Here is a 24,439-nt window from a genome sequence, read left to right on the forward strand (position 1 = left end):
ATTGCAAAAAATAGATCCACTTAACAAAAAACTTACATGCCCATATCAATAAATCTATGACTTATTATTTTTGCGATGCTTTAACTGAGATTTTCGTCACTAAATAGGCACATAAACAGTAAGTTCTAGTGATGCGGGGTTTGCAGGAGTAAAATAGCGGCAGATATCGATTTTTGAGCCAGATCACAAATGGCAATTTGCACCTATTTGAAATGTCCCTTGAGGAGAATTGAAGATGTCAGATGCAATTAAACGCTGTAATGCAGAAGAAACCGCAGCCTGCTGCTGCGTAGATGTCGGTACTGTGATGGATAACACCGATTGTACCGCGTCCTACAGCAAGGTATTCGCCAGCCAGAGCGAAGCCGAAGCAATGCTAAACACCTTGATCGAAAAAGCGCGTTCCGTCGAATCCGACCCTTGCCTGATTGAGCCAAGAATCGAGACGGTAGCAGAAGGTGTTCAACTCAGCGTTGATTTTACCTTTGCCTGTGAAGCAGAAATGCTGATTTTCCAGCTGGGTCTGCGTTAATCTGGCCGTATTTAGCGCGGAGCTTTCGCTCCGCGCTATTTAATCACTGAATCTATTTCCTTATTATTCTTTCTCCCGTCTATTCGTTTTCCTCTTTCCCTATCTCTCTTTTTTATTCTGAAAGTTGCTCCTGCTCGCATTTTTGGCCTCAATAGGTTTGCCAAATGTAAACGTTTGGTTAACAATAATCGGATCAGGTCAGACCTGTTAACCTAGCATCCTAATAAATGCCAATTTATCTCTCAGGAGCCTTTATGAGTAAGCCACTTCCGTTAGTGACGCGTCAGGGCGACCGCATTGCGATTGTTAACGGCCTGCGCACCCCGTTTGCTAAACAAGCTACCGCCTATCATGGGGTTCCCGCTGTTGATTTGGGTAAGATTGTTGTCAGCGAGCTGTTGGCAAAAAGTGGAATTGCACCTGAGTTGATCGATCAACTGGTATTTGGGCAGGTGGTTCAGATGCCGGAAGCGCCGAATATTGCTCGTGAAATCGTATTGGGCACCGGCATGAGCGTACACACTGACGCCTATAGCGTCTCCCGAGCCTGTGCCACCAGTTTTCAGGCGGTGGCGAACGTGGCCGAAAGTCTTATTGCGGGGTCGGTGGGGATAGCCATCGCCGGCGGCGCAGATTCTTCCTCCGTTTTACCTATTGGCGTCAGCAAAGCGCTGGCGCGTACGCTGGTTGACGTCAATAAAGCCCGAACTTTGTCACAGCGTCTAAAACTATTCAGTCGTTTGAAATTCCGTGATTTATTGCCGGTTGCACCTGCAGTGGCGGAGTATTCCACCGGTTTGCGTATGGGAGATACCGCCGAGCAAATGGCTAAAACCTACGGTATCAGCCGGGAAGATCAGGATGCGTTGGCGCTGCGTTCTCACCAGCTGGCGGCGGAAGCCTGGCAAAAAGGCTATTTACAGGATGAGGTGATGACCGCTTATATCCCACCATACCGTGCGGCTATCAGTGAAGATAATAATGTGCGCAAAGATTCCACCATGGCGCAATACGCTAAGCTGCGCCCGGCATTCGATCGCAAGCACGGCAGCGTAACGGCGGCAAACAGCACGCCGCTGACTGATGGTGCCGCAGCAGTTATTATGATGAGCGAAGGGCGAGCCAAAGAATTGGGGCTGCAACCTCTGGGCTATTTACGCAGTTTTGCTTTTTCCGCTATCGACGTCTGGCAGGACATGTTGTTAGGGCCGTCTTATGCCACGCCGTTGGCATTAGATCGCGCTGGTATCACGCTGGCGGATCTGACGTTAATCGATATGCACGAAGCCTTTGCCGCGCAAACGCTCGCTAACCTGAAAATGTTTGCCAGCGATAGTTTTGCTCAACAATATCTGGGGAGAAGTCAGGCGATAGGCGAGGTTGATATGGATAAATTCAACGTCTTGGGCGGTTCTATCGCCTATGGTCATCCTTTTGCGGCAACCGGAGCGCGGATGATCACGCAAACGTTGAATGAGCTGCGTCGTCGCGGTGGTGGATTGGGCTTAACGACCGCCTGTGCCGCCGGTGGTCTGGGTGCAGCCATGATTGTAGAGGTGGAATAATGGAAAATCGCGTAGAACAGGGCAGGGGAGACGCCACAATGCCTTCGACCGAGTCGGTGTTTCAGCTCAGTATTCGGCCGGATAACATCGGAGTCATCACCATCAATGTCCCCAATGAAAAGGTCAACACCTTAAAGGCTGAATTTGCAGAGCAAATTGCCCAAGTGCTGCAACAAGCGCAGTCTTCGCCGCAATTACAGGGGCTGGTGATTGTTTCGGGCAAACCGGATTCATTTATTGCCGGAGCCGATATCACCATGATCGCCGCCTGTCGCACCGCGCAGGATGCCAGGGTTCTGGCGCAAAAAGGCCAGGCAACGTTAGCGCAAATTGCCGCGTTCCCGATCCCCGTTGTGGCGGCTATCCACGGAGCCTGCTTGGGCGGCGGTCTGGAGCTGGCTCTGGCTTGTCATGGCCGCGTGTGCTCATTGGATGATAAAACCGTTTTGGGGCTGCCTGAGGTCCAATTAGGGCTATTGCCGGGTTCCGGTGGCACGCAACGATTACCTCGATTGATCGGCGCGAGCAAAGCGCTGGATATGATGCTGACTGGCCGCCAGATTCGCGCTAGGCAGGCGCTGAAAATGGGGCTGGTGGACGATGCCGTTCCGCAGGATATCTTGCTGGAAGTGGCCGTTAGCCGTGCCAAAGCTGGTTGGGTGGATAAGCCAAGTCTGCCGTGGCAGGAACGTTTGCTGAATGGGCCGCTAGGAAAATCTATATTATTCAATATCGTGCGGAAGAAAACGTTGGCGAAAACCCAAGGCCATTATCCGGCGGCAGAACACATTATTCATGTCGTTCGCCAGGGGCTGGATAACGGCGGCCCGAGCGGCTACGAAGCGGAAGCTCGGGCATTTGGCGAGCTGGCTATGTCTGCGGAATCAGCGGCGTTACGCAGCTTATTTTTCGCGACAACGTCATTGAAAAAAGAAAGTGGCTCAACGGCACAACCGCGCAAAATTAGTCGGGTTGGCGTGTTGGGCGGAGGTTTAATGGGCGGCGGTATCGCCAATGTCACTGCGACCCGAGCCGGTTTACCGGTGCGAATTAAAGATATTAATCCGCAAGGTATTAATCAGGCGCTGAAATATACCTGGGACGCATTGGGCAAACGGGTACGCAGTAAACGGCTGCGACCAACGGAACGGCAGCGCCAAATGATGCTGATTTCCGGCACTACCGATTACAGCGGCTTCGACAATGTGGATATCGTTGTTGAAGCGGTGTTTGAGGATCTGGCGCTGAAGCAGCAGATGGTGGCCGACATTGAGGCGCACGGAGCGCCTCATACTATTTTTGCCTCCAATACTTCATCTTTGCCTATCAGCCAGATAGCCGCCGAGGCTAAACGTCCAGAACAGGTTATCGGTTTGCATTACTTTAGCCCGGTGGACAAAATGCCGCTGGTGGAAGTGATTCCTCACGCTGGAACCAGCGAAGAAACTATTGCAACCACGGTGGCCTTCGCCCGCAAACAGGGGAAAACGGCAATTGTGGTCGGCGATCGCGCCGGATTCTATGTAAACCGCATTCTTGCTCCCTACATTAACGAAGGGGCGCGCTGCTTGCTGGACGGCGAGCCGATTGAGTCAATCGATAAGGCTTTGGTTGATTTTGGCTTCCCGGTTGGGCCGCTGAATTTACTGGATGAAGTCGGGATCGATGTGGGCACCAAAATCATGCCGATTCTAGTGGAACAGCTCGGCTCGCGCTTTGCCGCTCCGGCTTCTCTGGACGCAATTTTAAAAGATGGCCGTAAAGGGCGTAAAAATGGCCGTGGTTTCTATCTCTATCCGGCCAAAACTTCGGGCTTTAAGCTGAGGAAAAGCCCCGCTAAACAGGCCGATCCGAACGTTTATGGGCTATTAGGCGTCACGCCGAAAGCGCATATACAGCGCGAAGTTATTGCCCAGCGCTGCGTGATGATGATGCTGAACGAAGCGGTACGCTGCCTGGATGAAGGCATCATTCGTAATCCGCGTGATGGCGATATTGGCGCTGTTTTCGGCATCGGTTTTCCTCCTTTCTTAGGTGGGCCGTTCCGTTATCTGGATCGTCTGGGTCTGGATACTGCAGCCAGAACCATGAAGCTACTGGAACAGCAATACGGCGAGCGTTTTGCCCCCTGTGAGCGTCTGGTGGCGATGGCAGAGCAGAAGGCGGTGTTCTACCCGGAAACTGAGGTGCCAGCGGAAGAGTCTACTGCAGCAGAATGAGTGTAAATCCGAAGGCATTCTGCGTTCAGAATGCCTTTTGGTTAGAATGTGAGCGGGATCACCGCCTGTAACTCTGCTGTTTTTACCTGCTGTACAGGTGCCAGTGCTCGCGTTACCTTAGCCTTAATTTACTGGCTAAGATTTAATAAGCTTTTAAGTTAGTAGCTCTACATTGTGTAGAGAATAAATAATGGATTAAACTGTTGAGTAGGCTATTTATTAAACAGTAATGGTTGGCGGTGCGTTTTGTTGGTGTAAAAACAGCCGTTTTATTTACGTGGAGTTTCAGGCAAAATGCCCGGCCGCCATAGAGAGACGGCGCGTTATCGTGATGAAGTTGCTTTGTCTTAGGGCAAAGTTCTCGGCGGTACAGCACGCGTTGCGTTTCTGTATAGCGTTATTTTGTTAACAAAAGCGGTGCAATATGCAAGTTCTAATCATGCGTCATGGCGACGCGGCTCTTGACGCAGCCAGTGATGCACAGAGGCCTCTGACCCAATGTGGCAGTGAAGAATCACGGCAGATAGCCGCCTGGTTAAATAGCCAATCGGTGGATATTGAGCAGATACTGGTCAGCCCTTATCTGCGTGCGGAACAAACCCTTGGCGTGGTAAGAGAAGCGCTGACTCTGCCTGACGGGCAGGAAGTGATGCCGGAACTGACGCCGGGTGGGGATCCTGCGATGGTGGCCTGCTATTTGCAGGCTCTGGCCAAAGAAGGTTGCGCTTCAGTGCTGCTGATTTCGCATCTTCCGCTGGTGGGCTATTTGGTTGCCGAGCTGTGTCCGGGTCAATGTGCGCCGATGTTTGCGACTTCCGCGATGGCCTGTGTCGATTTAGACATGAACAGCGGAATGGGCAAGTTGGATTGGCAAGTGAGTCCCTCTCAGCTGATGGCCAAAGTCTGACGGCTTGTGAGGATGACCTGAAAACAGGTTAGCGGCTGCGGTGTGATACAAACTTCTGCCTTCTGCCTTCTGCCTTCTGCCTTCTGCCTTCTGACCCAAAAGGCCAAAAGCACGATTAACCGGCATCATTAATAAAGGCGTGAACAGTTTTGCTGTCGCGCCTTTATTTTTTTGGCTAATTCACTATTGGGTTAACTTATTCGGCTAATTCGATCAAAACCAGCAAGGCGGCGGTGCCACCCCATTCTTTCGGAGCCTGATGAAACGCCAATACGTCCGGATGCTGCGCTAACCACAGCGGTGTCTGTTGTTTCAGAACGTGCTTACCGTGTCCGTGCATAACGCAGGCGCAGTGTACGTGTTCGCGTTTACAGGCTGCCAGCAAGGCACCCAGCTCTTGTTTGGCCTGCTTTTGCGTGAGCCCATGCAGATCGAGAAACATTTCCGGTGAGTAATCGCCGCGTCGCAGCTTTTTTACTTCAAAATGATCGACTCCGGGGCGCACATAGCGTGTGGGGCCTTCGTTATCGATATGCGGTTGGAATTCATCAGAGAAGTAATAGCTGGCATCGACCTGCTCTTGTAGCAGGCGTACCGGCGTAATTTTATGCGCTTTCTGTGGTGCCTGACGATGCAGGATGGTGTCCTGTTTGAGTTTTTTGGCTCCCGCGATCGATTCCCTGAAAAGTTGCAGCTCCTCATTGCTCAAGTGAAATTTATTTTTCATTATTTATTCTTAGTACCTAATCAATTTTCTCAGTTTACCTGCTGGATGTTATCTGTCTAAATAAATGTCGACAAAGTTTTGCACCCTTTTGGCATATTTTCATCGCTTGCGTATCATTCACATGTGTATAGCTGCTGATTTGTCGCGGGCTTCATGGCAAACTAGGCGCATAAACCTTGATTTTACGCATACCTGTTGGAGAATAAATTGGACAAAATTTTCGTCGATGAAGCAGTGAAAGAACTGCACACCATTCAGGATATGTTGCGCTGGGCTGTCAGCCGTTTTAACGCGGCTAATATTTTTTACGGCCACGGCACGGATAATCCGTGGGACGAAGCCGTTCAACTGGTCTTTCCAACTATCTATCTTCCTATTGATATTCCTGAAGATATGCGCAACGCCCGTCTGACATACAGCGAGCGCCATCGTATTGTTGAGCGGGTTATCCGCCGGGTTAACGAGCGCATTCCGGTCGCTTATCTGACCAATAAAGCCTGGTTCTGCGGGCAGGAATATTACGTAGACGAGCGCGTTCTGGTGCCTCGTTCACCGATTGGTGAACTGATTGAAAACCGTTTTGAAGCGCTGATTTCACATCAGCCAAACCATATTCTGGATATGTGCACCGGTAGCGGCTGTATCGCTATCGCCTGCGCCTACGCTTTCCCGGAAGCGGAAGTGGATGCCGTTGATATTTCAGCGGATGTACTGGCGGTGACTGAGCACAATATTCAGCAGCACGGCGTTGAACATCAGGTTACGCCGATCCGTTCCGATCTTTTCCGCGATTTACCACCGATTAAATACGATTTGATTGTGACAAATCCGCCGTATGTAGATGAAGAAGATATGTCCGATTTGCCGCAGGAATTCCGTTTTGAACCGGAATTGGGCCTGGCGGCAGGCTTTGACGGATTGACGCTGGCGCGCCGGATTCTGGCCTGCGCCCCTGATTTTCTTCAGGATGATGGCGTTCTGATTTGCGAAGTGGGTAACAGCATGGTGCACTTGATGGATCAGTATCCTGACGTGCCCTTTACCTGGCTGGAGTTCCACAACGGCGGTGACGGTGTGTTTATGCTGACAAAACAGCAGCTCATTGATTGTCATCACCATTTCAGCATGTATCGTGACTAAGCAGTAGACACGTTTGTGCCTGCTGTAATACTTGCCGGCGAGATCGCTCTCTGACCGGCAGACGGATTTTGACTCATGGGTAAGGAGCCGTGATGGCTGGGAATAGTATTGGGCAGTTTTTCCGCGTCACCACTTTTGGTGAATCTCACGGCATCGCGTTGGGATGCATAATCGACGGTGTTCCGCCGGGTATTCCAATCACCGAGGCGGATATTCAGCTGGATCTCGACCGGCGTCGTCCGGGGACTTCTCGTTACACTACTCAGCGCCGGGAGCCGGATCAGGTTCGTATTCTGTCCGGGGTGTTTGAAGGGGTAACTACAGGGACCAGTATTGGCCTGATGATCGAAAATACCGATCAACGCTCGCAGGATTACAGTGCGATCAAAGACGTGTTCCGCCCTGGCCACGCCGACTATACCTATGAGCAAAAATACGGCGTGCGTGATTATCGTGGCGGCGGTCGTTCATCGGCGCGGGAAACCGCAATGCGCGTCGCCGCAGGTGCCATAGCGAAGAAATATCTGCATCAGAAATTCGGCGTGACGGTGCGCGGTTATCTTGCACAAATTGGTGATATCAGCTGCGATCTGCTGGATTGGGATTTGGTTGAACAAAACCCGTTCTTCTGTCCGGATGCCAGCAAGCTGGAGCCTTTGGATGCGCTAATGCGCGAATTGAAAAAGGCCGGTGATTCTATCGGCGCGAAAGTGACGGTCGTGGCGGAACATGTGCCGGTTGGTTTAGGCGAGCCGGTATTTGATCGTCTGGATGCCGATCTGGCTCACGCGCTGATGAGCATCAACGCGGTGAAAGGCGTGGAAATAGGCGACGGTTTTGCCGTAGTCACTAAGCGTGGCAGCGAAAACCGCGACGAAATCACTCCGGAAGGTTTTCAGAGCAACCACGCAGGCGGGATTCTCGGCGGTATCAGCAGTGGTCAGCCGGTGGTTGCCCACCTGGCGCTGAAACCGACTTCCAGCATTATGGTGCCGGGGCAGACTATCAACCGTCAGGGAGAAGCCGTGGAAATGGTGACTCGCGGTCGTCACGATCCGTGCGTCGGTATCCGTGCGGTTCCTATTGCCGAAGCCATGATGGCGATTGTTTTAATGGACCACCTGCTGCGTCAACGCGCGCAGTGTGGCGATGTTAACTCTGACGTTCCGCGCTGGTAACTCAATGAAGAAAATAGGGATGTTGGGGGCTGCGGCCTGGTTCGCGTCCTCTTCAGTCATGGCTTTGACGCCGTGGCAACAAATCGATCATCCGGTTAGCGGTACCTCGCAGGCCATTGGCGGTTTCGCTAATGGTTGCGTCATAGGCGCGCAGCCTTTGCCGCTGGAATCGGCAAATTATCAGGTAATGCGTCCCGATCAACGCCGTTATTTTGGTCATCCGGATTTGCTGAATTTTATCCAGCGATTCAGCGAGCAGGCCAAACGGCAACAGTTGGGTTTGGTGTTGATCGGCGATATGGCTATGCCTGCCGGTGGACGCTTTAGCAGTGGCCATGCCAGCCACCAGTCTGGTCTGGATGTGGATATCTGGCTACAGTTGCCAACCCAGCGCTGGACTTCGCAGCAGTTGCTGAAACCTCAGCCGATCGATTTGGTGTCCTCGGATGGCAAACAGGTAGTACCGCGTTTATGGCAGCCACAGGTTGCCAGCATGATAAAACTGGCAGCGAAAGACAGCGAAGTCACGCGGATTTTCGTCAATCCGGCGATTAAGCAGCAGTTATGTATCAGTGCCGGAAGTGATCGTGATTGGTTGCATAAAGTCCGGCCTTGGTTCGGCCATCGGGCGCATATGCACGTGCGTTTGCGTTGCCCGGCGGACAGTTTGGAATGCGAAGATCAGGATTCACCGCCAGCGGGTGATGGCTGTGGTGCCGAGCTGCAAAGCTGGTTCCAGCCTCATCAGCCAAGCGCCAAACCGGGTAAAACTACGCCGCCACCATTACCGCCATCCTGTCAGGCGTTGCTGGATAACCACTTCGCAGGGAGATAGTCATTGGATTGGTTCACTCTTGGCCCTGAGGTTCTCGGGGTCTTGTTTTTAGTGGCGCTGCTGGCGGGATTTATTGATTCCATCGCCGGCGGCGGCGGGCTATTAACCATTCCGGCGCTATTGGCGGTAGGCGTGCCTCCGACCCAAGCGTTGGCCACGAATAAACTCCAGTCTGTGGGCGGTTCTTTCTCGGCCAGCCTGTATTTTATTCGCCGTGGAGCGGTTAATCTCAAAGAGCAAAGGCTGACTATTGCCCTGACTTTGGCCGGTTCAATGCTAGGGGCGATTCTGGTTCAGCATATGCAGGCCGATATCTTGCGACAGATTCTCCCTCTGCTGGTCATCGGCATCGGGGTGTATTTCCTGCTGACGCCGAGATTGGGAGAGTTGGATCGACAACGTCGACTGTCAGCGCTGCCTTTCGCATTAATCGCCGGTGGTGGCATAGGTTTTTACGATGGTTTCTTTGGCCCCGGCGCCGGCTCCTTCTATGCGTTGGCGTTTGTCACTTTATGCGGTTTTAATCTGGCTAAGTCTACTGCTCACGCCAAGGTACTGAACTTCACCTCGAATTTAGGTGGTCTAACCTTCTTTATTCTCGGTGGAAAAGTGTTATGGGGCATCGGCTTGGTGATGCTGGTTGGGCAGGTGCTGGGCGCGCGTTTGGGCGCACATATGGTGCTAACTCGTGGTCAGAAACTTATCCGGCCGATGATCGTTGTTGTGTCTTTGGTGATGAGTTGCAAGCTACTCTATGATAATCACGGCTCAGAAATTCAGGCGTGGCTGGCATTGCAGGGCATCGGCTAATGCTCGCTTGTTACGCGGCTTAATGGGATAATCCCTCTTTTTCCATAAGGGCATTATTGCTCACTGTATTGCCTCTGATGCCAACTTGGCGGAGGCGTAATTTGCGGCTTACCGGGTATACACAGCGTAATCATGTCAGAAAGTTTATCGACTCAAAACCATACTCATCACTATCAAGAACTTATCGATATTTTCAATCGCTGTTTCAGCGAAGAATTCAACACGCGGCTGGTGAAAGGCGATGACGAGCCTATTTATCTGCCGGCTGATGATCAGGTGGATTACAATCGCATTGTGTTCGCCCACGGTTACTATGCCAGCGGTATGCATGAAATTTCTCATTGGTGCATTGCCGGCGAAGAACGGCGCAAGCGGGTAGATTTTGGTTACTGGTACTGCCCGGACGGGCGCGATGCGCTCACCCAAAGCCAGTTTGAGGCGGTAGAAATCAAACCGCAGGCGCTAGAATGGATGTTTTGCGTCGCTGCGGGTTTCCCTTTCAACGTGAGTTGCGACAATCTGGAAGGTGACTGCGAGCCCGATCGCCTTGCTTTTCAACGTAAAGTTCGTGAACAGGTGCTGCGGAATTTGGAACAGGGAATATCCCCACGACCTGCGGGCTTTATTCGGGCGTTGCAATCGTTTTACAATACGCCCCCGCTGGCGGCGGAACACTTCCCTTATCCGGAAGATTTCGACTGATTGCCAGACTGACCAGAAAGTTTATTGAGGAAGAGTAATGATCGCAGAATTTGAATCGCGCATTTTGGCGCAGATTGATGACATGGTAGAGCACGCCAGCGATGATGACCTGTTTGCGGGCGGCTACCTGCGCGGTCACCTAACATTAGCAGTGGCAGAATCGGAAGAGCACGGCGAGCATTCTGCCGAGCAGTTACACGCTCGCGTTCAGCACAGTCTGGATAAAGCCATCAAAGCTGGCGAATTATCGCCGCCGGATCAGGTTTTGGTGTTGGGTCTGTGGGATCGCCTATTAGCAAACGCGCAGATTTCTCACTAGTTTTATCGCTGCCGTGACGCTTTAAGGCATCATGGCAGCTGCCTTTCATTCAGGGCGCGGTGGATTTTGTACCGGTCTGCCTTTCAGCAGTTTTCTAATCCAAAAACGATTCGGGTTTAATGCGGACAGCGTTGAATTATTCAGCGGCAACGGCTCGCCGAACATTTGACCAGCCAGAATCTCTGCTATCAGCGGCGCACTGCATAATCCGCGCGACCCTAAAGCTCCAGCCATAAACAAATCCGGATATACCGGCGCGGCTTCGATCGGATCGCCGTTTTTGATCTGCTGTTGTAACCTCTGGTATTGAGTCAGCGTGGCCTGATAGTCCGGCACTGCACCCACCATCGGTAAATGGTCGCGAATGGCGCAGCGCACGCCACAGCGCGCCTGATTATCTGAAACATTCACCTGCTGTACCCAATCCACCTGCGGTAAACAACGCATCAGACGATCGCGATTTTCTTGTTGCTCAGAGGCACTGAAAAGGGTGGAGGTTTCACCGCGCTGATAACTGGCTCCGATACAATGCTGCTGATTATTCGGATTAACCGGTGTCATATAACCGTCGTAGCAGAGTACGTTTTTCAATTTGCTGAGGGTTGGCGTGGTGGGAATATGGGAAACCTGACCACGTACCGCCGTCAGCGGTAAGAAACGAGTTTGTTCCCACTGGGGTAAGCGATGGCCGGCCGCCAGAATCACCGTGTGATGACGGGTATCTGGCTGATTGGCAAAAGTCAGCTGCCAGCGATTTTCTACCCGCGTCAGCTCGGTGACTTCATGCTGATAGTGGCAGTTCATGCCTTGTTGTTGTGCCAGAGCCATCAGCGCCGTGGTCAGTTCTGAAGGGCAAAGCCAGCCGCCGTTTGGATAATGAATGCCGTCATGCCCACTGTTCACACCCGCTCGCTCAGTTAGCTGGGCATGGCTCATGGATTCAGCAAATTCTTTCGGCCATTGCGTGCCTAAAATCTTATCGATTTTGCTACGGCTTTTTTCATCGTAAGCCAGCTGGCTTACGCCGCACCACTGATGGTCGAAGGCCATGCCTTGTTCGATCAATGCATCGTACTGGCGGCGGGCAAAGGTAAAGGCGCTGGTGTAAAAATCCTCTAACGCATCGCCTTTTCCGTTCAGTAACGGATAAATCGCCCCCTGACGATTGCCGGAAGCTCCTTGCGCCGGTTTTTCATCGGCGCAGTACAGGCTGACGTTGGCTCCGCGTCGCAGCAAAGAAAGCGCGGTTAGGGCGCTGACAATGCCGCCGCCGATAATGGCGATATCCTGAATGTCGCTGGCGACCGGGCGGGCATACCAAGGCGCAGGATGTGGATTCATGTGATTTTCCGGCAAAACCCCGGTCAGCATTTCCCTTTTTTGCCCAAAACCTTTGACTTTAGCAACCTCAAAACCGGCCTGCAGCAAGCCTCTACGCACGAAGCCTGCGGCGGTAAAGGTCGCGAAAGTCCCCCTTGGGCGAGCGAGTCGCGCCATGGCGCTGAACAGCAATTCGTTCCACATATCCGGGTTTTTGGAAGGCGCGAAGCCGTCCAGGAACCAGGCATCAACCTGATTATCCATGCTGGCGTCTAACTGAGGCAGCAGCGTATTCACGTCCCCGAACCATAAATCCAGCGTAATACGACCCTGATCCAACAAAATACGGTGACAACCCGCCAGGGGCATTGGCCACTGGGCGCGTAGCTGTTCGGAAAAAGCAGCCAACTCAGGCCAGCGGCTGTGGGCGACGGCGAGATCTTTCAGGTTTAACGGATATTTTTCGAAGCTTATATAGTGCAGGTGCTGAAGCGATGCATCAGGTTGTTGCTGACGAAACTGCGCGAAACTTTGCCACAGTGTTAAAAAGTTTAGGCCAGTGCCAAAACCGGTTTCCGCGACCACGCAGCGAGTGGACGAATGCTCGATAAAACGCTGTGGAAAACCGTTTCCCTTGAGAAAAACAAAACGGGTTTCTTCCAGCCCATCCTGATTTGAAAAGTAGACGTCATCAAACTGTTCCGAAACAGGTGTACCCTGATCGTTCCAGCTGAGTGTGGCGGTTTGGATGGGGGTGTTATTCACGTAAGAAGACTCGTATCTCAAGGGGTAGAGGGATTTTAACGAGGTGTTACCTTGGGTGCAAATCGGAAGATAATCTGGTGATATTACGCTGATCGGACTTGTTCGGCGTACAACTGTACGCTAAAGTGCATTGCAAAATCCCGAAAGCTAAAAGTGGAAGAGGTATTAAATGAAGCGTGCAGTGATTACTGGCCTGGGTATCGTCTCCAGCATTGGTAACAATCAGCAGGAGGTCCTGGCATCTCTGCAGGAAGGTCGTTCTGGTATTACTTTCGCTCAGGAATTTAAAGACGCAGGTATGCGCAGCCATGTTTGGGGCGATGTAAAACTCCAGTCTGAGCCGAAAGATCTGATCGATCGCAAGGTGCTGCGTTTTATGAGCGACGCCTCGATCTACGCTTATTTGGCTATGCAGGAAGCAATTTCAGACTCTGGTCTGACCGAAGAGCAGGTTTCTAACTTCCGCAGCGGCTTGGTAGTCGGTTCTGGCGGTGGTTCGCCACGTAACCAGGTTGCTGGTTCCGATGCCATGCGTACTCCGCGCGGCCTGAAAGGCGTTGGCCCGTACATGGTGACCAAAGCTATGGCATCCGGCGTTTCCGCATGTCTGGCTACGCCGTTCAAAATCAAGGGCGTTAACTACTCTATCAGCTCCGCCTGTGCCACCTCTGCTCACTGTATCGGTCATGCGGTTGAACTGATTCAGCTCGGCAAGCAGGACGTAGTTTTTGCTGGCGGCGGCGAAGAGCTGTGCTGGGAAATGGCCTGTGAGTTTGATGCGATGGGCGCCCTGTCCACCAAGTACAACGAAACGCCAGAAAAAGCGTCTCGTACCTACGATAAAGACCGTGACGGTTTCGTTATCGCAGGCGGCGGCGGTATGGTCGTAGTTGAAGAACTCGAGCATGCATTAGCCCGTGGCGCACATATCTATGCTGAAATCGTCGGTTACGGCGCAACTTCAGATGGCGCAGACATGGTTGCTCCATCAGGCGAAGGCGCGGTGCGTTGTATGCAAATGGCGATGCAGGGCGTTGATACTCCTATTGATTATATGAACGTGCACGGTACTTCTACGCCAGTTGGCGATGTGAAAGAACTGGGCGCAATTCGTGAAGTCTTCGGTGACAATACACCGGCAATCTCTTCTACCAAAGCGATGACCGGTCACTCTCTGGGGGCTGCAGGCGTTCATGAGGCTATCTTTAGCTTGCTGATGGTTGAGCACGGTTTTATTGCGCCGAGCATCAACATCGAAAATCTGGACGAGAAAGCCGAAGGGATGAACATCATCACTGAGCCAACCAAACGTGAACTGACGACGGTTATGTCCAACAGCTTCGGTTTTGGTGGTACTAACGCCACTCTGGTGATGCGTAAATACCAGAAATAAGCCGTCCCGAGACTTATTACGCCATCATTTTTACAATGATTAAAATTGAATCCCGAACTGATTGCAGTTCGGGATTTTTTTTATCTCTTTATCTCTTTATCTCTTTGGTTATTTTCTTAATCCATATCTATAGTTATTGAGGCTTTAGATCGGGAATGTCTTTTCATTCTAATTATTTGCATTACGGATAATGGAATAAGCCGCCGCTGATGTTACAACGTGCCATCAAGACCTTGTACGTTGCTATCGGGCTTTTTTAGCGATAAGCGCCGTATTCACATTCCTGCCGTAGGCTTAACTGCAAGGATGTATCCGGTGAAAACCCCCGCTGATTTGCCGCTAATGAAACTCGATGCTCAACAAGGGAATTAAGATCTAATCAGTATTTCTTGGGTCAGGCTCTGGTTAAAATTGCGGCGCTTGAAGGGATTCATTTTATTTCGTTATCACAACGCGATTCGCGGTTTTTCGTCTTAAAGCGAGAAGCTTAGGTTTTATAGAGCTCAAACGAACGGGTGCATTACAATGAAATATCTGTTTTTATTGATATTTATACTTTGCGTGCTTTACATTCATTACCGCGGACGAGCTCGCTATCCTTTTTGGCGACAGCTTTCTGATCACTCCACCTTTGTGGCACCGCTCAATGTGTTTATGTACCTTTTTTCTAAAGTACCGAACACGCCATATTTAAAACCCGAAACCTTTCCCGAATTACAGCAGTTACAGGCCAACTGGCAAAAGATTCGCGAAGAAGGTGAATCCTTGATGGCGATACAGCAGATTAAGGCTTCGGATAAATATAATGATGCCGGTTTTAACTCGTTCTTTAAAACCGGCTGGAAACGTTTTTATTTAAAATGGTATGAGGATAATCATCCTTCGGCGATGAGTCTGTGTCCGTTTACGACGGAACTACTGCGTGGATTACCTTCGGTGAAAGCAGCCATGTTTGCGGAATTACCTGATGGCAGCCGTTTGCCTCGCCACCGCGATCCCTATGCTGGTTCTTTGCGCTATCACCTTGGTTTGATTACGCCCAACGACGACCGCTGTTTTATTGAAGTGGACGGCGAACCCTATAGCTGGCGGGATGGGGAAGGGGTATTGTTCGACGAAACCTATCTGCATTTTGCCGAGAATAAAAGCGGCAAGAACCGGCTGATTTTATTTTGTGATATAGAGCGGCCGATGCGTTATCGCTGGGCGCAGCGGGTTAATCATTGGTTTGGTCGGAATTTAATGAGTGCGGCAACCGCGCCAAACAGTGATGAAGATCGTACTGGTGGGGTGAATCGGTTATTTAAATATATTTACGCGATACGTAAAGTGGGTAAACGATTAAAAGCCTGGAATCGACGAGTTTACTATCTGATTAAATGGGTATTATTTGGTGGTATCGCAGGATTGATTTTCTTCTCTTTATAACTGATTTTCGTGATGATAGACCAATAAAGTAAAACTAAGCTGGGGCAATCAGTTGCCCCATCGCTATTATCTTTTGCTTTTAGGGATCTTCGCGGCCAGTTATTAGCTTAACGCATATTTAGCGGCGGTTTGAGCATGAATGGCGGTGGTATCAAATACCGGTACTGAGGCATCTTCAGCGTTTACCAGCAGAGTGATCTCAGTACAGCCCAAAATAATACCCTTGGCGCCTTGTTGTTCCAGTTTGGTAATAATCCGGCGGTATTCTGCTCTGGATGTTTCGTTGATTTCACCTAAACAAAGTTCCTGATAAATAATCCGATTGACGATTTCCCGATCCGCATCGTCAGGCACCACGACCTCGATATTATGCCTTTCGGTTAAGCGCCCACGGTAAAAATCCTGTTCCATCGTATAGCGGGTACCCAGTAACCCAATTTTTTTCAACCCCTGTTGCTTAATCTGCGCCGCAGTAGCGTCGGCAATGTGCAATAACGGCAAGCCGCTGGCCGCCTCAATCTCATCTGCCACTTTGTGCATGGTATTGGTACATACCACGATAGTTTCGGCACCGGCTTTTTTTAAAGCCACTGCAGCATTAGCCAGCAGGCGAGCCGCTGCCTGCCAATCGCCAGATGATTGCATTTGCTCAACTTCATGAAAATCTACGCTATAAAGCACGATTTTTGCCGAATGAAGACCACCTAGATGTTGCTTAACATATTGATTAATCATCCGGTAATAAGGAATAGTGGATTCCCAACTCATTCCCCCGATCAGACCAAGAGTTTTCATCTATTTTCCTGCCAGTAGTAAAAGTGAAGCCGTTGCCAGCCAGATCGAATTTATCTTTTGATAAAGTCGGGCGTAATAAAACCAGGTGGACAGATAGCGCGGAGCAATTCGTAAAACTGTGATTAGGCTCCACCTTTGCCGCAAGTGCCGAACTATGATGGTCGTTGTAATATTTATATATAAATAAATAGCATTATCAAAACTATATAAATTAAACCTCGGAGCCTGGGATGATAAAAGTGAAAACCGCCGCATCGTTAACTTTGCTTGCCCTGTTATTACCTGCTGCAGAAGTGGCCTTAGCGCAGGATCGGGGCAATAATGTTCGGTCTGAACAAAACGGTTATCAGTTGGAGCAGGTATTGGTAATGAGCCGCCACGGTATTCGTGCGCCGTTGGTTAACTATGGTGATATTTTGTCTAGCGCGACGCCATTTCAATGGCCGAAATGGGAAACGCCCGGAGGATTGTTAACGCCAAAAGGCGCGGAAGTTGAGGCTATTTTCGGCGGTTACTTCCGCGAGTGGCTGGTGCAAAATAAATTACTGACAGCGCAGGGTTGCCCAGGAGACGGCAAGGTATTTACCTACGCCAATAGTTTGCCACGTACTATAGATACGGCTCAGCATTTCCTATTTGGGGCTTTTCCCGGCTGTAATGTACCGGTGCATCACCAAAAAGACATTGGCAAAATGGATCCGGTATTTAATCCCATAATTACCTTGGATGTGACGCCCGAATTTAAAGCTCAGGCATTAGCATCAATTAATCAGCACGCTGGCCCCGGTGGTATAGCAGGACTCAATCAGCGTTTGCAGCCAAATTATCAAATACTGTCGCGGATATTGGATTTTAAAAACTCGCCGTCCTGTTTGCAGGATAAAAAATGTGATTGGAGCGAGCAACCCAACGTAATTTCACTGGTGCAAAACAAGGAACCGGGAATGACCGGGCCGTTGAAGTTGGGTACCGGCGCGTCTGACGCCTTTATGCTGCAATACTATGAGGGTTTCCCGCTAAAAGACGTGGCTTGGGGGCGAATTGCTTCGCCGGAAGAGTGGAAGCAATTGCAGGAAATAAAAAATCGATATCATGAAACCTTATTTGGTTCACCGGCAATAGCGGATAACGCCGCCGAGAAACTGGTTAATTTTATTCATGCTGCTTTAGATCCGGTGGGAGAGAAAACGCCAAATGAGCAACTGGCGCAGCAAGCTAAATTAGCGGTGCTAGTAGGGCATGATTCTAATATTGCCTCTTTGCTAGCCGCCATAAAAACCAAAGACTATCAATTACCTAATCAGTATGAGAAAACGCCGATCAGCGGAAAAGTAGTATTTGAACGCTGGAAAGACACAAAAAATAATAAAGATCTGATGAAGATTGAATATATCTATCTTTCAACCGAACAGATTCGCAATAAAACGCCGCTGAGTTTGCAAGCGCCGCCTGAGCGCGTCACGTTGGAAATTGAAGGCTGCCCAATTGATGCCCAAGGTTTTTGCTCTATGGACGATTTCCGACAGGCAATGAAGGAAAATACTCATATCTAAACGACTATTCGCGGCAGGAGAGTAACTCCTGCCGTATTTTACTGCTCCGGCTCTCTCGGTTAAGCTGAGGCTAATCTCCTCTCAATGGTCAACGCTTTCTATGACTGGATCAATTTCTCTGCGTACCGGCCTGAATACTTTATTTAAACCTTTTTTACGCGATCGTCTGCTGCATATTTTACTGCTGGTGGGGATTGGACTGAGTCTCTGGATGCCAGAGAAAATTCACGCTTTCCCTGATTATATCGATTGGACCACCATCATTACCTTGCTGGGACTTATGCTGTTGACCAAGGGCGTAGAGGTGAGCGGTTATTTTGATTTTATTGGCCGTAAGATAATTAATAAACTCCACACTGAACGGCATATGGCGCTGTTTTTGGTATTATCAGCGGCTTTGCTTTCCTCATTTCTCACCAATGATGTCGCTCTGTTTATCGTGGTGCCGCTGATTCTGACCTTAAAAAAAATGTCATCGCTGCCGGTTAGTCGGTTAATTATTTTTTCAGCCATTGCGGTCAATGCTGGTTCGTTGCTGACGCCGATTGGAAATCCACAAAATATCCTGCTGTGGAGTCAATCTGAGCTGTCATTTTTAACCTTTACGCAGCAAATGCTGCCTTTAGCTGCGGCAATGTTAATGACGTTATTTGGGCTGACTTGGCTGTTTTTCCCCGCTCGTCAAATCAGTAAGCGTCGTGATACTCCAGAATATCCGTATCAATCGGGTTTATTACTGAGTTGTCTGGTGCTGTATATTTTGTTTGTGGTTAGCGTCGATTTAGGCTGGGGTCTTTATGGGTTAATGGCGGTATCAATCGGGCTATTACTGCTGGCCAGACGGGTATTGTTTTATATCGACTGGAGCCTGATTTTTGTGTTTATGGCCATGTTTATCGATATTCGACTATTGACGGAATTACCGGCGCTGCAAAGCCTGTTTGGTGGTATCAGTACATTGCCACCATCGGGTATTTATCTGCTTGGAATCGGTTCTTCGCAGATCATAAGCAATGTGCCCGCGACGATCCTGTTATTAAATTACGTGCCTTCCAGTGCTTTGCTGGCTTATGCGGTCAATATTGGCGGCTTCGGATTAGCAATTGGTTCCATGGCAAATCTTATTGCCTTAAGAATGGCCAAAGAGCCTAGTATCTGGCTGAAGTTTCACGCATTTTCACTGCCGTTATTACTATGGGGAGCGCTGGTGGGCTGGGTGTTGCTGTAGCTGACTCAGGGGTAATCCTGAGCCAACCAATCATCAGATAAACAGTATAAATAATACGACGAAGGCGATAATCAAAGCGATAAAGGCCAACGAGGGCTTTTTCAGCAGTGGTTGCAACGGAGCAGGCAGTGCGGCGATAAACGGATTGTAAATCGGCTGAATCGGGCCTTGTTCGTCGCTGCGCTGTATCGTTATTGCGCGATCCAAGCGGTTGGAAAATAGCACGTTAATGACATCGTTAAGCTGAGCCTGAGTCAACGGCGTGGTTGGGCTGGCCTGAAAACGATGCTGAGCATAATCGGTTAACAGTTTCTGCTCAGTGCTATCTACCGGCTGTTTCAATGCGGCTTGCAGGCTTACTAGCGTTGGCGCGGCCTGCTGACTGAGGGCGACTTTGGTCTGTAAGAACTGGCTCATAAGCTGAAAATGACGAGCGGGAAGCGGATCGGTATGCTTAATACCAATCATCTCAAATAGCCCTTGCCAGATTTTAGCTGGCTGTTCACCGGTTGCAGCGCTGAGTTTGGTGACCAGCGATTGCAGGCTTTGGTGCTCGGCGGGTAATAGCGGGCGATCGGTTACGGCGGCAAGCTGCGGCTGCGGGATGGTCAGCGTACCGGATTGCAGTAGTACGAAGACTTGCTGTAATTGCTGATGGCTTAGCTGGCTGAGCACCGTATGGCCAAAGTTCTGCCGAATAAAGTCGCTGACTGCCTGACGGTTATTCCCTTGAGGTAGTAGTTCGGTCAACTGTTGGCGTAACTGGTGATTAGCGTGATTTTCCTGCGCCTGACCCAAACGGGTTTGCAGCAACTGTTCCGCCGGCTGAAAATGTCGTGCCAGCAGCTCTGCGGTATTAGTTAATGATAAATCGTGGCGTAGGGTAGCCCATATTTCCGCCGACTTTACCGGCGTGAGCGCCATAATTCGTACGATCAGCTTTTCCAGCGTAGTACGCTGAGCCGGAGTTAACGCCTGATCGTCACCGCTGTTCAACGGGCTGGTTTTGTTCGGCACAGCGGTTGTGGTGCGATCGCTGGCTATAGGGGCGCCGGAGCCGTTTAAAGGTTGCATTTCACCCGTCCTTCGCTAGGAATAAAATCATGGTTACCCGGCGATTGGCGCAGGCTGGGGCTATAATACCTGTAAATTTGTCCAATCAATACAGTCCGGCTTGGGTTTTATTAGATGAATGTTTATGTTGTGGGCATTGATAATCTTAATTATGTCGCTAAGATGAGTACACAACGAAAAATAGGGCTTAAATGGTTCATCAACAACGCATTGCAAAATGGTTCCTCTGTCTGGCTTGTCTGGTCGTACTAGTATGTATGACTCAGCGCATGGCTAGCATGCACGCGTTAGAACAAAATTTCGGCCTGACTTCCCTGAGCCAGACGGTTGACGACGAGCAAACGTCACAGGCACCTTGTGAGCTAAGTGCTAAATCTCTCTTGGCCGCGCCAACGGTGCTGTTTGAGCTGACGTATTTTGCTTTGGGATTATTGTTACTGTTATTGGTTCCAATCTCTCCGTGCGTGATGCGGTTTCCGCCGCGGCGCGCCATTTCACCCAGTCGATTAAGGGTGCACCTCCGATTTTGCATTTTCCGGGAATAGCGACTCCGCCAGTTGATTTGGTGTGATTAATCTATTTTTGGAGAAAAGTAATGCGCAATATTTTCAAGACAGCCTTGTTCTGTCTTTCGCTGCTATGGCTGCCCAGTCTGTGGGCTGCGGATAGCGGTTGGCTCATCAGTCCGCTCAATGACCATGCCAAGGTACGGCTGCGCGCTGAACCTACCGCCGAAGGCGATACGCGCCTATTGCTGTCGGTCGCGTTGGAAAAGGGTTGGAAAACCTATTGGCGTTCGCCGGGCGAAGGCGGTATTGCACCGTCGATACGTTGGGATCATGCGCCAGCCCAAGTGACATGGCACTGGCCAACGCCGCAACGCTTTGATGTATCAGGAATCTCTACGCAAGGCTATCAACAGCATGTCTCCTTGCCGATAGTGATTTCGGGTACGTCGGATTCAGTGCTATCGGGAACGCTGACCCTATCAACCTGTAGCAACGTCTGTATTTTGACGGATTATCCTTTCCGTTTGGATCTGAGTAAAACCGGCTCCAATCCGCGTTTTGACTACGATTTCGCGCAAGCCTTAGGGCAGGTGCCGATAACCAGCGGTCTGGTCGATGAGATTTCCGCCGGTTATGGTAACGGTGAAGTGCAGATTTTAGCTCAGCGCCGTGCGGGTTGGCAGCAGCCAGAACTGTTCTTTGACACTCTCGATGATGCTGATTTGGGCAAACCGGTGATTGCCATTTCTGGTGAGCAACTGGTGGTTCGGGTTCCGGCTAGCGATGGCTGGGGTGACAGCGCGCCGGATCTGCGTGGGAAAAATCTAACGCTGGTGATCAGCGACGGCGGCGTGGCGCAGGAAGCCACCGTTAAACTGGGGAATAGCGTTTCGCTGCCTAATACCGCCACCGCCTATTGGCAGTGGATTTTGATGGCGTTGGCCGGCGGGTTGATTCTGAACCTGATGCCTTGCGTACTCCCGGTACTGGCGATGAAGTTAGGCTCGGTTTTGCAGGTTGAAAACCAAAGCCGCGGTAGCGTGCGATTGCAGTTTATTTCCTCGTCGATGGGAATTCTTTTCTCGTTCTGGCTATTGGCGTTGCTGATGACCGCGCTACGTCTTGGCAACCACGCCCTCGGCTGGGGGATTCAGTTCCAAAGCCCGTGGTTTATCGGCTTTATGGTGCTGGTGACGGCGTTATTCAGCGCTAATCTGTTTGGTCTGTTTGAAGTGCGACTTTCTTCCTCGGCGACGACCCGCATTGCGACTCAGGGTGGCAACGGCTTGGGTGGGCATTTCTGGCAAGGCGCATTGGCGACACTGCTGGCGACGCCTTGCTCCGCGCCTTTCCTCGGCACGGCCGTGGCTTTTGCGCTCGCCGCTCCGCTTCCGGCACTTTGGGGCATTTTTACTGCGCTCGGGGTTGGAATGAGTCTGCCTTGGTTGTTGATCGCCGCCTGGCCGAAGTTGGCGTTGTGCCTGCCGCGCCCTGGCCGCTGGATGAACCATCTGCGGGGGATATTGGGACTGTTAATGCTGGCGTCCTGTTTGTGGTTAATCAGCCTGTTGAGCAGCCATATCGGCATCCTGTGGACCGGGATTATTGCCGGTATTTTCCTGTTGGCTTTGTTGCTGGCTATTGGGCGTCATTATGGTGTGCGTATTGCCGCTATTGTCAGTCTAATCAGCCTGTTAGTGATTGGCGTGGCGTTGCTGGTCGGCGCGTTAACCGCGGATCTGTGGCGTAAACCGCTGCACGATCGTGTGCCATGGCAACCGCTCAGTGAAACTGCGATTCAGCAGGCGCTGAAGGAAAACAAGCGGGTTTTCGTCGACGTGACCGCTGACTGGTGTGTGACCTGCAAAGTCAATAAAATCAACGTATTGATGCGCGATGACGTGCAAAAGGCTCTGATGGAGGATGACGTAGTCGCTCTACGCGGTGACTGGACGCGCCCTTCGCCAGAGATGACGGCGTTCTTACGTAAACGCGGCAGCGTTGCCGTGCCTTTCAATCAAATCTACGGCCCAAATAGCCCGCAGGGCGTGGTGCTGTCCCCTCTGCTAAGCCGTGAATCTCTGCTAGACGTTTTAGCCACCGCTAAAGGAAATAAATCATGAAAATCGTCACTCTGTTGGTACTTTCCCTGATAACTGCGCCGGTATTCGCGGCACCTTTTACTCCAGAGCAAGAGCTGCGTATTAAAGAATTGATCGGAGAAACTCTGATTTCTAATCCGGAAATTCTGGAAAAATCGGTTAATGCGTGGCAGCAAAAGGCTAACGATGAGCAAGGTAAGCAACTGAGCGCCTTGATTAAAGCCAATGAAAAAGATCTGTATCAGGACCCAGCTAGCCCGCGTTTGGGAGCGGAAAATCCGAAGTTAACGCTAGTTTCCTTTACCGATTACAACTGTCCGTATTGCAAAACCTTCGATCCACTGTTGGAAAAGATCGTTAAAACCTATCCTCAGGTGGCTTTAGTGATCAAGCCGTTGCCATTTAAAGGCGAAAGTTCAGTACGCAGCGCCCAGGTGGCTCTGACGCTGTGGCAACAGCATCCGGAGCAATTTTTACCGTTTCATCAGCGTTTGATGGCGAAAAAAGGTTTCCATGATGCAGCGAGCATCGCTGCTGCCGAGAAAAAAACCGGCGTAGTTGCGGTGGAACCCACGGAGCAGAGCCTGAACGTATTGCGGACTAACCTGCGTCTGGCCGATCAACTGGGTATTCAAGGGACTCCCGCCACGTTAATCGGCGACCAAATGGTGCCAGGGGCAATATCCTATGATCAACTAGAAGAAATTGTTAAAGCGCAACTGGCGCAGGCGGAAAAATGAGCCGACTGAAACGTTGGAGCCGTGAGCTGCTAATCCTGCTGGCGGTGGTGCTGGCGTTGACCGTTGCTATGGATTGGCTGCGCAGCCCGCAGGCGCCGCCGAGCTGGGCGGAGGAATCACTGGTCACTCTGGATGGGCAGCCGGTGTCTCTGAAAGCGCTGAGTGAGGAAAAACCGCTGTTGGTATATTTCTGGGCCAGCTGGTGTGGCGTATGTAAATTTACTACGCCTAGCGTGAACACCCTGGCTGCTCAAGGGGAAAATGTGATGACCGTAGCGCTGCGCTCCGGAGATAACCAGCAGGTAGAAAAGTGGCTGGCAAAGAAAGGTCAGCGTTTGCCGGTGGTAAACGATCCTTCGGGGCAACTCTCTGCCCAATGGCAGATAGGGGTTACTCCGACCATCGCAATTTTATATCGCGGAGAAATGGTCAGCAGCACCAGCGGCTGGACCAGTTTGTGGGGTATGAAACTGCGGTTGTGGTGGGCCAGTTTCTGATTAAATTAAGATAGTAAAAATCCGATAGTACATTGGACTGCATCTTATTCAGTTGGATATCCACTGAGTAAGGTGCAGTTTTTTATCCAATACTGGCGTAG

At 50.7% G+C, this 24,439-nt stretch carries 21 protein-coding genes and 1 pseudogene; 18 read left to right on the forward strand and 4 right to left on the reverse strand.

Features of this window, described 5'->3' with window-relative positions:
• Positions 1-235: 235 nt before the first annotated feature.
• From PL78_RS16395 to sixA, 4 genes and pseudogenes are all read left to right on the forward strand, one after another.
• A complete protein-coding gene (locus tag PL78_RS16395) occupies positions 236-532 on the forward strand; it encodes a YfcZ/YiiS family protein (RefSeq protein ID WP_072080590.1) in 297 nt (98 codons plus the stop codon).
• A 254-nt stretch (positions 533-786) separates the two neighbouring features.
• Positions 787-2,097 (forward strand): acetyl-CoA C-acyltransferase FadI, encoded by a 1,311-nt coding sequence (gene fadI / locus PL78_RS16400; protein WP_064517119.1) that lies wholly within the window; start codon positions 787-789, stop codon positions 2,095-2,097.
• Positions 2,098-2,162: 65 nt separating this feature from the next.
• Positions 2,163-4,316, forward strand: a pseudogene (fadJ, locus tag PL78_RS16405) (fatty acid oxidation complex subunit alpha FadJ); the annotation flags it as partial.
• Between the two features lie 424 nt (positions 4,317-4,740).
• Positions 4,741-5,223, forward strand: a complete 483-nt coding sequence (gene sixA / locus PL78_RS16410; RefSeq protein ID WP_064517122.1) for a phosphohistidine phosphatase SixA — start codon at positions 4,741-4,743, stop codon at positions 5,221-5,223.
• A gap of 196 nt (positions 5,224-5,419) precedes the next feature.
• Here sixA and smrB read toward each other — a convergent pair whose 3' ends face one another.
• On the reverse strand, positions 5,420-5,950 hold the full coding sequence (smrB, locus tag PL78_RS16415; RefSeq protein ID WP_064517124.1) for an endonuclease SmrB: 531 nt from the start codon (positions 5,948-5,950) through the stop codon (positions 5,420-5,422).
• 207 nt (positions 5,951-6,157) lie between these two features.
• On the opposite strand from smrB, the gene prmB reads away from it, so the two are divergent.
• The 6 genes from prmB to PL78_RS16445 all read left to right on the forward strand — a co-directional run bounded on the left by prmB (position 6,158) and on the right by PL78_RS16445 (position 10,934).
• On the forward strand, positions 6,158-7,090 hold the full coding sequence (gene prmB, locus PL78_RS16420) for a 50S ribosomal protein L3 N(5)-glutamine methyltransferase (protein WP_064517126.1): 933 nt from the start codon (positions 6,158-6,160) through the stop codon (positions 7,088-7,090).
• 92 nt (positions 7,091-7,182) lie between these two features.
• Entirely contained in the window at positions 7,183-8,268 is a 1,086-nt protein-coding gene (gene aroC, locus PL78_RS16425; protein ID WP_049596979.1) for a chorismate synthase, read from the forward strand.
• Positions 8,269-8,287: 19 nt separating this feature from the next.
• Positions 8,288-9,103 (forward strand): penicillin-insensitive murein endopeptidase, encoded by an 816-nt coding sequence (gene mepA, locus PL78_RS16430; protein WP_120805873.1) that lies wholly within the window; start codon positions 8,288-8,290, stop codon positions 9,101-9,103.
• Between the two features lie 3 nt (positions 9,104-9,106).
• The gene (locus PL78_RS16435; protein ID WP_064517129.1) at positions 9,107-9,913 is read left to right on the forward strand and encodes a sulfite exporter TauE/SafE family protein; all 807 of its coding nucleotides are present in this window, start codon (positions 9,107-9,109) and stop codon (positions 9,911-9,913) included.
• A 132-nt stretch (positions 9,914-10,045) separates the two neighbouring features.
• Positions 10,046-10,615: an elongation factor P hydroxylase gene (locus PL78_RS16440; protein ID WP_064517132.1), complete on the forward strand. Its 570-nt coding sequence runs from the start codon at positions 10,046-10,048 to the stop codon at positions 10,613-10,615.
• A gap of 37 nt (positions 10,616-10,652) precedes the next feature.
• Entirely contained in the window at positions 10,653-10,934 is a 282-nt protein-coding gene (locus PL78_RS16445) for a YfcL family protein (protein ID WP_049596983.1), read from the forward strand.
• A 45-nt stretch (positions 10,935-10,979) separates the two neighbouring features.
• Here the strand turns inward: PL78_RS16445 and mnmC are convergent, their stop codons facing one another.
• Positions 10,980-13,019, reverse strand: a complete 2,040-nt coding sequence (gene mnmC / locus PL78_RS16450; protein ID WP_064517134.1) for a bifunctional tRNA (5-methylaminomethyl-2-thiouridine)(34)-methyltransferase MnmC2/FAD-dependent 5-carboxymethylaminomethyl-2-thiouridine(34) oxidoreductase MnmC1 — start codon at positions 13,017-13,019, stop codon at positions 10,980-10,982.
• Between the two features lie 169 nt (positions 13,020-13,188).
• Here mnmC and fabB point away from each other — a divergent pair, with 169 nt between their 5' ends.
• The gene (fabB, locus tag PL78_RS16455) at positions 13,189-14,412 is read left to right on the forward strand and encodes a beta-ketoacyl-ACP synthase I (RefSeq protein WP_064517136.1); all 1,224 of its coding nucleotides are present in this window, start codon (positions 13,189-13,191) and stop codon (positions 14,410-14,412) included.
• Positions 14,413-14,937: 525 nt separating this feature from the next.
• The gene (gene lpxO, locus PL78_RS16460) at positions 14,938-15,840 is read left to right on the forward strand and encodes a lipid A hydroxylase LpxO (protein WP_064517138.1); all 903 of its coding nucleotides are present in this window, start codon (positions 14,938-14,940) and stop codon (positions 15,838-15,840) included.
• A gap of 102 nt (positions 15,841-15,942) precedes the next feature.
• Here lpxO and PL78_RS16465 read toward each other — a convergent pair whose 3' ends face one another.
• On the reverse strand, positions 15,943-16,635 hold the full coding sequence (locus PL78_RS16465) for an aspartate/glutamate racemase family protein (RefSeq protein WP_064517140.1): 693 nt from the start codon (positions 16,633-16,635) through the stop codon (positions 15,943-15,945).
• Positions 16,636-16,865: 230 nt separating this feature from the next.
• On the opposite strand from PL78_RS16465, the gene agp reads away from it, so the two are divergent.
• Together agp and PL78_RS16475 are read left to right on the forward strand one after the other, a co-directional pair.
• A complete protein-coding gene (gene agp / locus PL78_RS16470) occupies positions 16,866-18,188 on the forward strand; it encodes a bifunctional glucose-1-phosphatase/inositol phosphatase (protein WP_064517142.1) in 1,323 nt (440 codons plus the stop codon).
• A gap of 100 nt (positions 18,189-18,288) precedes the next feature.
• Positions 18,289-19,416, forward strand: a complete 1,128-nt coding sequence (locus PL78_RS16475) for an SLC13 family permease (RefSeq protein WP_064517144.1) — start codon at positions 18,289-18,291, stop codon at positions 19,414-19,416.
• A 33-nt stretch (positions 19,417-19,449) separates the two neighbouring features.
• Here PL78_RS16475 and flk read toward each other — a convergent pair whose 3' ends face one another.
• The gene (flk, locus tag PL78_RS16480; protein ID WP_064517146.1) at positions 19,450-20,490 is read right to left on the reverse strand and encodes a flagella biosynthesis regulator Flk; all 1,041 of its coding nucleotides are present in this window, start codon (positions 20,488-20,490) and stop codon (positions 19,450-19,452) included.
• A 191-nt stretch (positions 20,491-20,681) separates the two neighbouring features.
• On the opposite strand from flk, the gene PL78_RS20825 reads away from it, so the two are divergent.
• Genes PL78_RS20825 through PL78_RS16495 form a run of 4 tightly spaced genes read left to right on the forward strand, consistent with a single transcriptional unit; the run spans position 20,682 to position 24,338 of the window.
• The gene (locus tag PL78_RS20825; protein WP_071925607.1) at positions 20,682-21,035 is read left to right on the forward strand and encodes a copper resistance protein; all 354 of its coding nucleotides are present in this window, start codon (positions 20,682-20,684) and stop codon (positions 21,033-21,035) included.
• Positions 21,036-21,085: 50 nt separating this feature from the next.
• A complete protein-coding gene (locus PL78_RS16485) occupies positions 21,086-23,122 on the forward strand; it encodes a protein-disulfide reductase DsbD family protein (RefSeq protein WP_064517148.1) in 2,037 nt (678 codons plus the stop codon).
• Positions 23,119-23,841 carry a DsbA family protein gene (locus tag PL78_RS16490; RefSeq protein WP_064517150.1) on the forward strand — a complete coding sequence of 241 codons (723 nt, stop codon included), beginning with the start codon at positions 23,119-23,121 and terminating at the stop codon, positions 23,839-23,841. Before PL78_RS16485 ends, PL78_RS16490 begins: the two co-directional genes overlap by 4 nt.
• Complete coding sequence (locus tag PL78_RS16495; RefSeq protein ID WP_064517152.1) at positions 23,838-24,338, forward strand: protein disulfide oxidoreductase; 501 nt, start codon at positions 23,838-23,840, stop codon at positions 24,336-24,338. Before PL78_RS16490 ends, PL78_RS16495 begins: the two co-directional genes overlap by 4 nt.
• The last annotated feature ends 101 nt before the right edge of the window (positions 24,339-24,439 follow it).

Origin of the sequence: Yersinia entomophaga (genome assembly GCF_001656035.1) — a bacterium.
GTDB classification, from domain to species: Bacteria; Pseudomonadota; Gammaproteobacteria; order Enterobacterales; family Enterobacteriaceae; genus Yersinia; species Yersinia entomophaga.

Bases quoted from the DNA above. Each gene is read 5' to 3' on its own strand.
- PL78_RS16395 (WP_072080590.1), top strand. From the start codon at position 236: ATGTCAGATGCAATTAAACGCTGTAATGCAGAAGAAACCGCAGCCTGC.
- fadI (WP_064517119.1), top strand. From the start codon at position 787: ATGAGTAAGCCACTTCCGTTAGTGACGCGTCAGGGCGACCGCATTGCG.
- sixA (WP_064517122.1), top strand. From the start codon at position 4,741: ATGCAAGTTCTAATCATGCGTCATGGCGACGCGGCTCTTGACGCAGCC.
- smrB (WP_064517124.1), bottom strand. From the start codon at position 5,950: ATGAAAAATAAATTTCACTTGAGCAATGAGGAGCTGCAACTTTTCAGG.
- aroC (WP_049596979.1), top strand. From the start codon at position 7,183: ATGGCTGGGAATAGTATTGGGCAGTTTTTCCGCGTCACCACTTTTGGT.
- mepA (WP_120805873.1), top strand. From the start codon at position 8,288: ATGTTGGGGGCTGCGGCCTGGTTCGCGTCCTCTTCAGTCATGGCTTTG.
- PL78_RS16440 (WP_064517132.1), top strand. From the start codon at position 10,046: ATGTCAGAAAGTTTATCGACTCAAAACCATACTCATCACTATCAAGAA.
- PL78_RS16445 (WP_049596983.1), top strand. From the start codon at position 10,653: ATGATCGCAGAATTTGAATCGCGCATTTTGGCGCAGATTGATGACATG.
- fabB (WP_064517136.1), top strand. From the start codon at position 13,189: ATGAAGCGTGCAGTGATTACTGGCCTGGGTATCGTCTCCAGCATTGGT.
- lpxO (WP_064517138.1), top strand. From the start codon at position 14,938: ATGAAATATCTGTTTTTATTGATATTTATACTTTGCGTGCTTTACATT.
- PL78_RS16465 (WP_064517140.1), bottom strand. From the start codon at position 16,635: ATGAAAACTCTTGGTCTGATCGGGGGAATGAGTTGGGAATCCACTATT.
- agp (WP_064517142.1), top strand. From the start codon at position 16,866: ATGATAAAAGTGAAAACCGCCGCATCGTTAACTTTGCTTGCCCTGTTA.
- PL78_RS16475 (WP_064517144.1), top strand. From the start codon at position 18,289: ATGACTGGATCAATTTCTCTGCGTACCGGCCTGAATACTTTATTTAAA.
- flk (WP_064517146.1), bottom strand. From the start codon at position 20,490: ATGCAACCTTTAAACGGCTCCGGCGCCCCTATAGCCAGCGATCGCACC.
- PL78_RS20825 (WP_071925607.1), top strand. From the start codon at position 20,682: ATGGTTCATCAACAACGCATTGCAAAATGGTTCCTCTGTCTGGCTTGT.
- PL78_RS16485 (WP_064517148.1), top strand. From the start codon at position 21,086: ATGCGCAATATTTTCAAGACAGCCTTGTTCTGTCTTTCGCTGCTATGG.
- PL78_RS16490 (WP_064517150.1), top strand. From the start codon at position 23,119: ATGAAAATCGTCACTCTGTTGGTACTTTCCCTGATAACTGCGCCGGTA.
- PL78_RS16495 (WP_064517152.1), top strand. From the start codon at position 23,838: ATGAGCCGACTGAAACGTTGGAGCCGTGAGCTGCTAATCCTGCTGGCG.